Origin of the sequence: Bhargavaea cecembensis DSE10 (assembly GCF_000348905.1) — a bacterium.
In the GTDB taxonomy this organism is placed as follows: domain Bacteria; phylum Bacillota; class Bacilli; order Bacillales_A; family Planococcaceae; genus Bhargavaea; species Bhargavaea cecembensis.
The window spans coordinates 38,062-50,062 of sequence record NZ_AOFT01000001.1 but is presented as its reverse complement, the minus strand read 5'-3'; the positions used below and the strand labels follow the sequence as shown (position 1 = coordinate 50,062).

The 12,001-nt window shown below is 56.1% G+C and carries 13 protein-coding genes; 6 read left to right on the top strand and 7 right to left on the bottom strand.

Features of this window, described 5'->3' with window-relative positions; all coding sequences use genetic code 11:
- Window positions 1-78 precede the first annotated feature (78 nt).
- The 6 genes from hisF (at window position 79) to C772_RS00205 (ending at window position 6,557) form a co-directional block, all read left to right on the top strand.
- On the top strand, window positions 79-867 hold the full coding sequence (gene hisF / locus C772_RS00230) for an imidazole glycerol phosphate synthase subunit HisF (RefSeq protein ID WP_008296452.1): 789 nt from the start codon (window positions 79-81) through the stop codon (window positions 865-867).
- Entirely contained in the window at window positions 857-1,480 is a 624-nt protein-coding gene (hisIE, locus tag C772_RS00225; protein ID WP_008296451.1) for a bifunctional phosphoribosyl-AMP cyclohydrolase/phosphoribosyl-ATP diphosphatase HisIE, read from the top strand. The genes hisF and hisIE overlap by 11 nt, the downstream gene beginning before the upstream one ends.
- Window positions 1,481-1,617: 137 nt before the next feature.
- On the top strand, window positions 1,618-2,580 hold the full coding sequence (locus C772_RS00220; RefSeq protein ID WP_008296450.1) for an ABC transporter permease: 963 nt from the start codon (window positions 1,618-1,620) through the stop codon (window positions 2,578-2,580).
- On the top strand, window positions 2,580-3,428 hold the full coding sequence (locus C772_RS00215; RefSeq protein WP_035000965.1) for an ABC transporter permease: 849 nt from the start codon (window positions 2,580-2,582) through the stop codon (window positions 3,426-3,428). Before C772_RS00220 ends, C772_RS00215 begins: the two co-directional genes overlap by 1 nt.
- Window positions 3,409-4,983, top strand: a complete 1,575-nt coding sequence (locus C772_RS00210) for an ATP-binding cassette domain-containing protein (protein ID WP_008296448.1) — start codon at window positions 3,409-3,411, stop codon at window positions 4,981-4,983. The genes C772_RS00215 and C772_RS00210 overlap by 20 nt, the downstream gene beginning before the upstream one ends.
- The gene (locus C772_RS00205) at window positions 4,980-6,557 is read left to right on the top strand and encodes an ABC transporter substrate-binding protein (protein ID WP_008296447.1); all 1,578 of its coding nucleotides are present in this window, start codon (window positions 4,980-4,982) and stop codon (window positions 6,555-6,557) included. The genes C772_RS00210 and C772_RS00205 overlap by 4 nt, the downstream gene beginning before the upstream one ends.
- A 155-nt stretch (window positions 6,558-6,712) precedes the next feature.
- Here C772_RS00205 and C772_RS00200 read toward each other — a convergent pair whose 3' ends face one another.
- The 7 genes from C772_RS00200 to C772_RS00170 all read right to left on the bottom strand — a co-directional run bounded on the left by C772_RS00200 (window position 6,713) and on the right by C772_RS00170 (window position 11,994).
- Window positions 6,713-7,207 carry a hypothetical protein gene (locus C772_RS00200; protein WP_008296446.1) on the bottom strand — a complete coding sequence of 165 codons (495 nt, stop codon included), beginning with the start codon at window positions 7,205-7,207 and terminating at the stop codon, window positions 6,713-6,715.
- Window positions 7,208-7,314: 107 nt separating this feature from the next.
- Window positions 7,315-8,145: an urease accessory protein UreD gene (locus C772_RS00195; RefSeq protein WP_035001043.1), complete on the bottom strand. Its 831-nt coding sequence runs from the start codon at window positions 8,143-8,145 to the stop codon at window positions 7,315-7,317.
- 2 nt (window positions 8,146-8,147) lie between these two features.
- Window positions 8,148-8,759 carry an urease accessory protein UreG gene (gene ureG / locus C772_RS00190; RefSeq protein WP_008296444.1) on the bottom strand — a complete coding sequence of 204 codons (612 nt, stop codon included), beginning with the start codon at window positions 8,757-8,759 and terminating at the stop codon, window positions 8,148-8,150.
- Window positions 8,760-8,815: 56 nt separating this feature from the next.
- On the bottom strand, window positions 8,816-9,502 hold the full coding sequence (locus tag C772_RS00185; RefSeq protein ID WP_008296443.1) for an urease accessory protein UreF: 687 nt from the start codon (window positions 9,500-9,502) through the stop codon (window positions 8,816-8,818).
- On the bottom strand, window positions 9,495-9,950 hold the full coding sequence (gene ureE / locus C772_RS00180; protein ID WP_008296442.1) for an urease accessory protein UreE: 456 nt from the start codon (window positions 9,948-9,950) through the stop codon (window positions 9,495-9,497). Before ureE ends, C772_RS00185 begins: the two co-directional genes overlap by 8 nt.
- Before the next feature lie 11 nt (window positions 9,951-9,961).
- Window positions 9,962-11,674, bottom strand: a complete 1,713-nt coding sequence (gene ureC, locus C772_RS00175) for an urease subunit alpha (RefSeq protein ID WP_008296441.1) — start codon at window positions 11,672-11,674, stop codon at window positions 9,962-9,964.
- Complete coding sequence (locus C772_RS00170; RefSeq protein ID WP_008296440.1) at window positions 11,671-11,994, bottom strand: urease subunit beta; 324 nt, start codon at window positions 11,992-11,994, stop codon at window positions 11,671-11,673. Before C772_RS00170 ends, ureC begins: the two co-directional genes overlap by 4 nt.
- Between the last annotated feature and the right edge of the window lie 7 nt (window positions 11,995-12,001).

Here is a 12,001-nt window from a genome sequence, read left to right as displayed (position 1 = left end):
AACTGCAGGTCCGAATGACGAAACCGGACTCTTTAACAATGAAATAGGTACCAAAATGCAGCTGAAAGGAGTGTCACCATGATCAAAAAACGCATCATCCCCTGCCTCGACGTAAAAGACGGCCGGGTGGTCAAGGGCATCAACTTCAAGGGGCTCCGCGACGTTGGAGACCCGGTGGAAATGGCCGCCCGCTATAATGCGGCAGGCGCTGATGAACTCGTCTTCCTCGATGTCTCCGCAACCGACGAAGGCCACGACCTCATGCTCGACGTCATCAAGCGCACGGCGGAGGTGCTGTTCATCCCTCTCGCCATTGGCGGAGGAATCCGTACGGCTGACGATATTGGGCGCCTGCTCAAGGCAGGCGCCGACAAAGTCAGCATCAACTCCGCGGCACTTGCCCGTCCTGAACTGATTCGCGAGGCGGCGGACCGCTTCGGCAGCCAGTGCGTCTGCCTGTCGGTAGATGCAGGCTGGGACGAGGAAGCGCAGGACTGGTTCTGCTTTACCCACGGAGGCAAGAAAAAGACTGATATCCGCGTTCTCGACTGGGTCACCGAAGGCGAAAAGCTTGGTGCCGGGGAGATCCTCCTGACTAGTATGGAAGGAGACGGAACGAAGGACGGTTTCGACCTCCCCCTCTTGAAAGCCGTGGAAAAAGCCGTCACCGTCCCGGTCATTGCATCCGGCGGTGCCGGAAGTGCCGATGACTTTGTCGAGCTGTTCCGCGAAACAGATGTGTCTGCAGGCCTTGCTGCATCCATCTTCCACAACGAAGAAACGACCGTGGGCGAGGTCAAGTCCCTCCTATCGGATGCCGGCATTCCGGTCCGCCTGACGGCCGGAGGTGTGCCGAATGAAGCCTGACTTTTCCAAGGGGCTCATCCCGGCAGTGCTCCAGCACTGGACGGACCACACCGTCCTCATGCTCGGCTACATGAACGAGGAAGCCTATGAGAAGACGCTTGAAGATGGCGTCGTCTGGTTCTACTCCCGGAGCAAGGAACGCCTCTGGAAAAAGGGCGAATCCAGCGGACATATCCAGCGTGTCAAATCGATGACGCTTGACTGCGACGATGACACCCTCCTGATCCAAGTGGAACCGGTGGGCCCTACATGCCACACCGGAACAAAAAGCTGCTTCGGTGAAGAACCCGCATCACCCCTTCTTTCGCTCGAAGCCATGATCCGAGACCGCCAGGCAGATGCTGATGAAGGTTCCTACACGAACTACCTTCTCGGCAAGGGGCTCGACAAGATTGCGAAGAAGTTCGGCGAGGAAAGCTTCGAAGTCGTCATCGCGGCGATGAAGCGAGACCGTGAAGAGCTGAAAAACGAAACCGCCGACCTGCTTTATCACCTGTTTGTCCTGTTGCATGAACAGGGTGTCAGCATCAATGAAGTCGAGCAAGTACTGCACGAACGCCACTCCAAGAAAAACAATTTCAAGGGAGAGCGGCAGGACGTGGAGAACTGGTGAGGCGTTGACAGAATGCGATTCCATACCGATCAAAAAGGACTGGCAGACGCCGGTCCTTTTCTTTGCGTCCCGGATGCCACCGGGTACCCCATATGGTAAAATAAATAGGGTACTTAATTGTGGAAAGAAGGTCAGAAATGGCTTTGTTTTTATTTAAACGGGTGGCTGAATCGGCCTTTATGCTGGTTCTCGGAAGCCTGCTCTGCTTTGCATTTATCCGCTTGATCCCTGGAGATCCGGCGGCAGCCATGTATGGGGATCAACTGCAGAAGCTGACCGAGGCGGACCGGCTGAGGATTTCCGAAAATCTCGGGCTGGATGAGCCGCTGCCCGTTCAATATATCCATTGGGCTTCCCAGGTGCTTCAGGGCAATTGGGGAGCTTCCTATCTGACGGGGGAACCTGCAGATGAAGTCATTATTCGCACGTTACTCCCCACCGCCGTGCTGCTAGTGGCCTCCCAGGTCATCATGATCGGGCTGGCCCTGTTCTTTGGCCTGTCATCTGCACTCCGGAAGGATGGTCTGTATGACCGGATTGTCCTTGCCGTGAGTGTCATGCTGATGGCAATCCCCCCTTTCTGGCTGGGGCTTATGATGATGCTGTTCTTCTCAATCCGACTGGGCGTCCTGCCGTCCTCCGGCATGGGTGCGGGACCTTTTTCCCTCCGTCACCTTATCCTGCCTGCCCTCGTCATCGCACTGTCCCATGCCGGCTACTATATCCGGCTCTTCCGGAATCATTTCGCCGCTTCCTCATCTGGAGGCCACCTTCTTGCACTCCGCGCCCGCGGTGTTCCCCACCAACGGATTGTGCTCGCCCATATCCTGCCGAATGCCGCTGCTCCGCTGATTGTGTATACCGGTGCATCGCTCGCCGTATCGCTGGCGGGCTCCGTTGTAGTGGAGACGATTTTCTCCTGGCCCGGGCTGGGACGGCTTGCGCTGAAGTCTGCGCTTGCCCATGACTATCCGGTCCTGCTTGCAATCATCCTGCTGAGTATGGCCTTTGTCATTCTGGTCAACCTGCTTGCAAGCCTCCTGGCTGCATGGATTGACCCCAGCCTTCGCGAGTCCGGTGCCCAAGGGAGGTCCAAATGATGAAGATGAGGCTTGTAATCCTCTCACCGGCCGCCGCGGGATTGTTCCTGCTCACCCTCCTTTCAACTGCTGCACCGCTGCTCGCAGGAGCGGATCCGGCCGAAGTGAGGATGGATCGGATTCTCCAGCCGCCCGGAAACGGACACCCGCTCGGCACGGATGAGCTCGGCCGGGATGTATGGTCAAGACTTCTTTACGGCGGCCGGGTCTCTCTTGCAGTCGGCTTTCTTGCAATGGCGCTATCCATATCAGTCGGGATGATTCTCGGCACGATAAGCGGCCTTGCCGGCGGGTTCATCGACCGGCTGATCATGCGGACATCCGATATGCTGCTCAGCATCCCCTCAATTCTCCTCATGATCGGTCTGCAGGCGATTGCACCCCAAGGACTCCTGTCCGTTATCCTGGTCATCGGTTTTACCGGGTGGATGCTGATCGCCCGGGTCATCCGTACGGAAATTAGGGCCATCCGAAAAGAAACTTATGTGCTTGCAGCGAAGAAGCTCGGGGCCGGTCCCATGCAGCGCTTTATCAGCCACCTGCTCCCCCGCTGCATGCCATCGATTATCGTGCTTGCTGCAGGCAGCGCAGGGCATGCCATCCTGGCCGAAGCAACCCTCAGCTTCCTTGGCCTCGGCATTCCACAAACGATCCCGTCATGGGGCAATATGCTGACCGGGGCGCAGGGATACCTGATGTCAGGGGCATGGTGGCTTGCCGTGTTCCCGGGGTTGTGCATTGCGCTGACCATCTATCTGATGCACGTGCTGGGAGACAGGCTGCAGACAGGTCCCCGGCGTCCATCGGCAAGAAAGGAGCGAAACCCGCATGGCCATTCTCGAGGTTAACCGGCTGACGGTTGCCGGTGAACGGGGCGACATCATCTCCGGTGTGACATTCAGCATCGAAGAAGGTGAAACCGCCGTCATGATCGGAGAGAGCGGATCGGGCAAAAGCATGACTGCACGCGCCGTGCTGGGAATTCTGCCGGATGGACTTCAGGCGTCAGGTGATCTCCGCTTTCGCGGGGAATCGGTCTTTCACATGACGGAAAGGCGGCGCCGGACCTATCTCGGGCGTGGTGCCGGAATCGTCTTCCAGGATTCGTCCGGGACGTTTGATCCGATCCGCACGATTGGGCAACATTTCACAGAACTGTTTTCAGTCCATTTTGGCCTCAAAGGACAAGACGCAAAGCAGCGTGCGCTGTACTGGATTGGACGGGCAGGCATCGCGGATCCGGCAAGGGTGGCAGCAGCTTATCCGCACGAACTGTCAGGCGGGATGCGCCAGCGGATCCAGATTGCACTCGCAGCGTCCCTGGAGCCTGAACTGCTCATTGCAGATGAACCCACAACCGCGCTGGACCTGAACATTCAGGCCGACATCCTCGAACTTCTGAAGGATTGGAAAAAAGAGACCGGCGGCACGCTGCTCCTGATCACACATGACCTGGGGGTGGCCCGTGAAATGGCGGATCGCATTCTCGTCATGGACAATGGCAGGCTTGCGGAGGACGGGCCGGCACGCCAAATGTTTAGTGCTCCCCGCTCTCTGTCAGCTATGCAGCTGCTTGATGACTGGCGGACGCTCGGTCAAGTGCCTCCTGCTGATCAAGCGGCAGCACCCCCTCTCCTTTTGGATGCATCCGGCCTGTCCATGTCATACCGGACAGGCGGTCTGTTCAGAAAAAAGGAAATTCAGGCATTGGATCAGGTGTCCCTCTCCATCGGTTCGGGGGAAATTGTCGGGCTGATCGGTGAAAGCGGTGGCGGGAAAAGCACGCTCGCCCGGCTGCTTGCCGGTCTCGAATCTGCGCAGGACGGAACAATTACATGGCATGGCACCAAAGATTGGCCGGACGCCGTCCAGTGGGTCCATCAGGATCCTGCCGCCTCATTCAATCCGGGCTGGACTGCAGGGCGCCTGGTCGCAGAAGGGCTGGAATACCGGGGTATCCGACAGACAGAACGGGAACAGACGGCAAGACATCTTCTGTCACAGGTCGGGCTCCCGCCTGATACTGCCCATCAATACCCGGGCGAATTTTCCGGCGGCATGAACCAGCGGCTGGCACTTGCCAGGACCCTTGCCGTCTCCGCTGAACTTGTCGTCCTCGACGAACCGTTTGCCAGCCTCGACATGAGCAGCCAGGCAAGGATGATCCGCCTGATCCGTTCACTCCGCGACCGGGAAGGCACAGCCTTCCTGTTCATCACCCATGACATCCGGACCGCATTCGCGCTCTGCAGCAGGATTTATGTGATCCGGCATGGGCAGATTGAAGACAGCGGATCACCCGGAGAACTGAAGGCATCGGGAAATCCATATACAAAAAGCCTCCTCGAACACATACCGGGACGGGGAGTTGACCTATCCAACCATAAAGGAGGAGCTCTATGAGGAAACTGAAGAAACGATTATTCATCACTGCAGCCGCCGCCATCGCTGTCCTCGCCGGCGCGTGCAGTGCGGAATCTGCCGACAATGCCGATGACGGGAAAAAGCAACTTGTCTACGGCATGGAAGCCGAAATCGAACGGGTAAATCCGGTCCTTGATGAAAGCCAGGAAATCGATGCTTTGCTGTTCCGGGGCCTGACAAAGCCCAACGAACAAAACGAAGTGACCCCGGACCTGGCCGAGAGCTGGACGATCAGCGACGACCTGCTCACCTATTCGTTCAAACTGAGGGAAGATGCCCTCTGGCAGGATGGTGAACAGGTAACAGCAGATGATGTCGTCTTTACGCTTGAAAAAATATTGGACCCCGAGACTAACACACCAATCACCGGGGAATTCCGCGAAATTGCAGAAGTCCGGGCCACCGGCGATTACGAAGTCGAAATCATACTGCACCGTCCGTATCCCCCGCTCCTCGATCAGCTGAAAGTCGGCATCGTGCCGGAACATCTCCTCAGCGGCGAAAATCTCATGGAATCCGGCTTCAACCGGAATCCTGTCGGAAACGGGCCGTTCCGTCTGAAGGAATGGAAGGGCGACGGAACGATCGTACTGGAACGGAATCATCAGTACTACGGGAAAAAACCCAAGCTGGATGAAGTTGTGTTCAAACCGGTTCCCGATGCCAACACCCGGCTCGTTCAACTGAAGGCAGGCGAGATTGACCTGGCCCGCCTCACCCCATCCCAGATGGAAGCAGTAAAAAAATCAGATCCCATCCGGATCCATGAAATTGACACGGCCGATTACCGCGCCGTCATGTACAACTTTGACCTCGAGATTTTCCGGGACCCGAAAGTCCGCAAGGCCATCAGTATCGCTGTCGACCGCGAGGCTATGGTCGAAGGAATCCTCGCAGGCAAAGGCGAAGCGGCTTATGGGCCGCTCCAAAAATCATGGGCGGGGAACCCTGATGCAGGCCGCATCGATCATCCGGATTTGGGCCGCGCGGCGGAACTGCTCGCAGAAGCCGGATGGGAAAAGAACAGAGACGGTATTCTTGAGAAGGACGGCAAACTCCTGAGCTTTGAGCTCGTCGCCCCTGCCCAGGACACGGTCCGTGTCGCACTCGCCAATGTGGTCTCCCAGCAGCTTAAACCCCTTGGCATCATTGCGGAGCCGAAGCCGGTCGACCAGAATGCGGTCAAGTACGACGGTGAAGAAGCGCTCGTCATCGGCTGGGGAAGCGAGTTCGACCCCGATGACCATACGTACCGTCTTTTCCACAGCAGTGAAATTGGAGGCAGTCAATACAATTTCGGCAAGTACCGGAATGATGAGGTTGATAGCCTGCTGACGGAAGCCCGGACCGCCTCGGATCCGGAAAAGCGGAAAGCGGCTTATGCCCGCTTCCAGGAAGTGCTGGCCGAAGACCCGCCCTACACCTTCCTTGTCTATCTTGATGCTCTGTACGGGGTGAATGAGAACGTTACCGGAATCAGCGACCGGACGCTGGGTCACCACGGATTCGGCATCCTATGGAACATCGAGGACTGGGACAAGCAGGCGGACTGACCTTCGCCGGTTTCGCCGCCTCTTGTCTTGGCAGTTACAGCACGGACAATTTTAGCAATACAAACAATACAAACAGAAAACGGCATGGACCGTTCGCCAAAGAGGCGATGGCCATGCCGTTTTATTTTTGCTGCTGTATCCTTCGCAAGTGATCTTCAGGCCTTGTCTCCTGTTTCCGCTTGCAGTGTGCCGAGTTCTTCATGCACCCGGTATTCGAGTTCTTCCACATGCCCATCTTCAAGCTTCTGATGGGGTTGCGGATGGAACCACTGGATCTCCCCTTCATGAACAAGCCCCTTGAATTCCTCCCCCTGAACCGTCAGTGTGAACTGGCGGCGTTCATGCGGGCGGTCCTCAAAGGCAGGCTTGACCTCGATTTTTTCGATGTCGCCGGCGGTATGACCGGCTTTGCTCATCAGCCTGTGGATGACGATTTCAATCTCTGTCGCGGTTTCTTCACCGATGAGCTGCTTTGGATGGGGATGCATCCAAAGAATCTCTTCATTGTGGAAATGTCCTTTGTACTCGTCCCCTTCTACCTTGAATGTGAATGCGAGACGTTCGTGCGGCCGGTCTTCGAACAGTGGCTCGACTTCAAATGTATCGACAACCTGTTCCTGTTGTGTTTTTCCATGGTTATTTGCCTGCATGCCAGACTCCTCCTTATGTTGGAGTTTCCCCCCACGATAACGAAATAAGCCGTCATTTTCAACCCATAATAAAATCCGGAGCCGCAAGGGCTCCGGATTTCGTCAACTTAATATTTCCTTAGTGAGGCGGGTGTCAGGCCAAGCCATTCTTCACTGATCCGTTTGTGGCATGCATTCAGCATTTTCTCGATTCTTCCTGTGGAACGGCCGAGGATCCGGATGCTGAATCCCGGGACAGCCAGCCGGGAGATCCCGAATTTCACTTGATCCTCCTCCAATGTTCCGGCAAGCAGGTCATGGAGGATATCGATCAGATCATCGGTTGTCTGTTCACCGATGGCAATCATTGAACCGAGATGTGTATAGCCTTCCATAAATCCCAGGCCGCCGACCTTCTGATCGGATGGGGACAACCGGATATTGTCAAAGACCGCAGGTTCCCCGTCAACGTAGATCTCATTGATGAGCCTGACGGAATCAAAGGCAAATTGTCCGCCGTCCGGGGACCAGCCCGGCGTCAGGATATCCGTATAGAGGAAGGTCGCTCCGCTTTCCATCCGGACGATGTTTTTCTGCCGGTATGCCGCATCCTTGTATGCGATCAGCGGGTCGGGCAGGTACTCAAGATAGCTGCCTGCCTTAAGCGTCATCGTCGTCTCCTGGTATGCATGGTCTTTCGGGGTCTTATAGACTTTCGTTGCGCCCTGTGTTGTCAGCGTGACCCGTGCGTCCGGTTCCGCCGTGATGTCCATGCGGTAACGGTCTCCGTCCAGATAACCCCCGCCAGGATTCAGGAGGTAGTAGCAGACCTTGCCGGAATCATCATGATAGATCGGGCGCATCACTTTGAATGCGCCCTGGAAATAGACGTTCCGGGCAACTGTCTTGCCCGCCCGGTCTTCAAGGGAGAGGTTCAGCTCCCCCGTCCATTGCGTCACGGTCAAGCCAATCCTTTTAGGAGGACCTGTTTGTTGACCCAGTCGATCACTTCGTCAAGGCCCTCTTCTGTCTTCAGGTTTGTGAAAACGAACGGCTTGTTTCCGCGGAACTTCTTTGTATCCTCCGCCATAACCTCCAGGCTTGCCCCGACATGAGGCGCGAGGTCCGTTTTGTTGATGATGAACAGGTCGGATTTGATCATCCCCTGCCCGCCTTTGCGCGGAATTTTCTCCCCCTGGGCCACGTCAATGATATAGATCGAGAAGTCGACAAGCTCAGGACTGAACGTGGCGGCCAGGTTATCACCGCCGCTTTCGACAAAGATGAGCTCGACGTCGGGGTGGCGTGATACGAGTTCATCGATTGCGGCAAAGTTCATGGAGGCGTCTTCACGGATAGCGGTGTGCGGACAGCCGCCCGTCTCCACTCCGATGATCCGGTCATCCTCGAGTACGCCGTGCGCAATGAGGAATTTTGCATCTTCCTTCGTATAGATGTCGTTCGTCACCACCGCCATATCGACGTCGTCTTTCATGCGGCGTGTCAGCTTCTCGACGAGCATCGTTTTGCCCGCGCCGACCGGTCCGCCGATTCCAATTTTAATGGGTTCCATCTGACCAGTTCCTTTCTGTTTATTACTATTCTTAAAGGTACCGCTGCCCGTCTGATTCAGGACATGAAAATCCTGACGTTGACCCGCTCGTGTTGCATCTGGGACAGTTCAAGCCCCGGTGCGACCAGGCCGAAATCCTCGTCAGGAAGTGCGAGGGCCTTTTCTGCCGTCTGCCGCAGCAGCGGCCGTATGCGATTCAGAATCATCTGGCCTGCTGTCTGCCCAAGCGGTATTGCCCTGACGGCATTCTGGATCAGTCCCGACACGGTGCCGTAGAAGTGATACAGAACAGCTTCTTCGCGACTGCATCCAAGGCCGTGGGCAGTGATGGCGAAGACAACTGCCGGGTGCGGGACGGCCCGCTTTTCCTTTACGAGTTTGGCGTATTCGTTCAGGAAGGGAAAATCATAGAGTCGGCTGAACAGTTTCAGCATGCCTTCTCCGATCATCCGGGTTCCCTGCCGCGTCTCCCTCGGAAGGTTCTGGACGTGCAGCCTGGCGCCGATTGCAGAGACAGTGTCCAGATCACCGGTTTCCAGCGCATCATACACCATCCTGCAGGCGATTCCGTCCGTATAAGCGAGCTGCTCTTCCAGGTAGCAGGAAAGCCACTCCTCAAACGATTCACTGTCGGTCACTGTGTTGTCCTGGATATAGGTCTCCAGCCCAAACGAGTGACTGAACGATCCCGTCGGCAAGTTCGAGTCGCAAAGCTGAAAAAGGGCGAGAAGCCGCTCAGTCATGGCTGTGCCCGATATGCCGGAAAGCTTCCTTCACTTTCCTGTCCTCGCGCACATATGGGATGCCCAGCTCTTTCAGAAGGTCCTCTACGAGATAATCGTATTGAACGAGCATTTCGTCGCCTTCGAATTGCGCGGGAAGATGCCGGTTTCCGAGCTGATGCGCAATCATCCCCATCTCACCGATTGTGCGCGGGCGGATGACAAGCAGATCGTCTGTCATGACATCGATGACAATCATATTGCGTTCATCCATATAAAGGACATCACCCGCCCGGAGGTCACGCGGCTCCTTCAGGCGGATTCCGACCTCTGTCCCGTGATCGGTTTTGACCCGCTGGATCCGCTTGACAAGTGCGTCGCTTTCGAGGAGGATCTTTTCCTTATGGCGATTACCAATCTCATTCGGCTCCATTTCGTCGAGATTGCCCAGAATCTGTTCAATAATCATGTTTGTTCACCTCAGAATAAGAAATATCGTTGCCCCATCGGCACTCGTTCAACCGGATCGCATGTCAGATGTTCACCGTTCACATGAACCTCATAGGTTTGCGGGTCGACCTCGATCTCCGGTGTTTCGGAATTTAGCTTCATGTCTTTTTTCGTAAGAGAACGGATGCCGCCGACCGGAAGAACCCGCTTCTGCAGCCCCAGTTTCTCGTGTATGCCATCTTCATAGGCTGCCTTCGAGATAAACGTGATTGAGCTTTCCTGCAAGGCTTTTCCGTACTGGGCATACATCGGCCGCATGATATACGGCTGTGGCGTAGGGATTGAAGCGTTCGCGTCTCCCATCAGGCCGACGACGGCAAGGCCCGTCTTCAGGACCATCTCCGGTTTTACCCCGAAGAAAGCCGGGTCCCATAGGACAAGATCCGCTATTTTGCCCACTTCGATGGATCCTACATGTTCTGAAATACCGTGGGTGATTGCCGGGTTGATCGTGTATTTCGCAATATAGCGTTTGGCCCGATTGTTGTCGGCATAGTCGGTATCCCCCTTCAGGAGTCCCCGCTGCATCTTCATCTTGTCCGCGACCTGCCATGTACGGATCGCCACCTCTCCGACACGCCCCATGGCCTGGGAGTCCGAGCTGACCATACTGAAGACGCCCATATCCTGGAGAATATCTTCTGCGGCAATTGTTTCCCTGCGGATCCGGGAGTCCGCAAATGCGATATCCTCCGGAACGGACGGGTTCAGGTGATGGCAGACCATGACCATGTCCAGGTGTTCATCAATCGTATTGACGGTATAAGGTAGTGTGGGGTTAGTGGATGAAGGAAGGATATTCATGTAGCCTGCAGACTTGATCAGATCCGGGGCGTGTCCCCCTCCGGCTCCTTCGGTGTGGTACATGTGGAGGACCCGGTCCCTGACAGCGGCCATTGTCTCTTCCATAAATCCGCTTTCGTTAAGGGTATCGGCATGCAGCGCCACCTGGACGTCGTACTCGTCCGCCACCGACAGCGCCATGTCCAGCGAGGACCCGGTCGCCCCCCAGTCTTCGTGTACCTTCAGGCCGATGACGCCGGCGCGCACTTGCTCTGCAAGCGGCTCTTTTGCCGCGGCATGCCCCTTCCCGGTAAAGCCGATATTGATCGGAAGCCCTTCGGCGGCCATCAGCATCCGGTGAATGTTCCATTCACCCGGAGTGACGGTGGTTGCCTTGGATCCCGTGGCAGGACCTGTCCCCCCGCCGATCAGTGTTGTGGTTCCGGCTGAGAGGGCGACCTGCACTTGCTTCGGATTGATAAAGTGGACGTGGGTGTCGATCGCACCGGCCGTCACAATCCGGCCCTCACCAGCGATGATTTCCGTGGATGCTCCGATGATGATGTCGACATTGTCCATGACAAGCGGGTTTCCGGCCTTTCCGATACCGGCAATTCGGCCGTCCTTGATGGCAATGTCCGCTTTCACGATGCCCGTATAGTCAAGGATCACGGCATTCGTAATCACGACATCCGCGGCCCCGTCAGCCCTTGTCGCGAGCGGGTGCTGGCCCATCCCGTCACGGATGACCTTGCCGCCCCCGAATACTACCTCGTCACCATATGACGTATAGTCCTTTTCGATTCTGATAAAAAGATTCGTATCAGCCAGACGGATGGAATCTCCCGTCGTCGGGCCAAACATTTCCGCGTACTGTTTTCTCGTCATCCGGAACGTCATGATTCTGCCTCCCCATCAAGCGGGCCGTCAACCTCGTTATGGAAACCGTAAACACGTCGCTTGCCCGCAAAATCGATCAGTTCAATCTCCTTCTCGTCACCCGGCTCAAAGCGTACGGCGGCACCCGCCGGTACGTTCAGCCGCTTCCCAAAAGCCTGCTTCCGGTCGAACTTCATCGCAGGGTTCACTTCATAAAAGTGATAATGCGAACCGACCTGGACGGGGCGGTCGCCCGTATTTGTCACGGTGATGGTTGTAATCTCCCTTCCCTCATTACAGATGATGTCTCCTTCTTGAAGAACGTATTGTCCAGGATGCATGTTCAGT

Coding starts and splice junctions, on each gene's coding strand:
- hisF (WP_008296452.1), top strand. CDS start 79: ATGATCAAAAAACGCATCATCCCCTGCCTCGACGTAAAAGACGGCCGG.
- hisIE (WP_008296451.1), top strand. CDS start 857: ATGAAGCCTGACTTTTCCAAGGGGCTCATCCCGGCAGTGCTCCAGCAC.
- C772_RS00220 (WP_008296450.1), top strand. CDS start 1,618: ATGGCTTTGTTTTTATTTAAACGGGTGGCTGAATCGGCCTTTATGCTG.
- C772_RS00215 (WP_035000965.1), top strand. CDS start 2,580: ATGAAGATGAGGCTTGTAATCCTCTCACCGGCCGCCGCGGGATTGTTC.
- C772_RS00210 (WP_008296448.1), top strand. CDS start 3,409: ATGGCCATTCTCGAGGTTAACCGGCTGACGGTTGCCGGTGAACGGGGC.
- C772_RS00205 (WP_008296447.1), top strand. CDS start 4,980: ATGAGGAAACTGAAGAAACGATTATTCATCACTGCAGCCGCCGCCATC.
- C772_RS00200 (WP_008296446.1), bottom strand. CDS start 7,207: ATGCAGGCAAATAACCATGGAAAAACACAACAGGAACAGGTTGTCGAT.
- ureG (WP_008296444.1), bottom strand. CDS start 8,759: ATGGAACCCATTAAAATTGGAATCGGCGGACCGGTCGGCGCGGGCAAA.
- C772_RS00185 (WP_008296443.1), bottom strand. CDS start 9,502: ATGACTGAGCGGCTTCTCGCCCTTTTTCAGCTTTGCGACTCGAACTTG.
- ureE (WP_008296442.1), bottom strand. CDS start 9,950: ATGATTATTGAACAGATTCTGGGCAATCTCGACGAAATGGAGCCGAAT.
- ureC (WP_008296441.1), bottom strand. CDS start 11,674: ATGACGTTCCGGATGACGAGAAAACAGTACGCGGAAATGTTTGGCCCG.
- C772_RS00170 (WP_008296440.1), bottom strand. CDS start 11,994: ATGCATCCTGGACAATACGTTCTTCAAGAAGGAGACATCATCTGTAAT.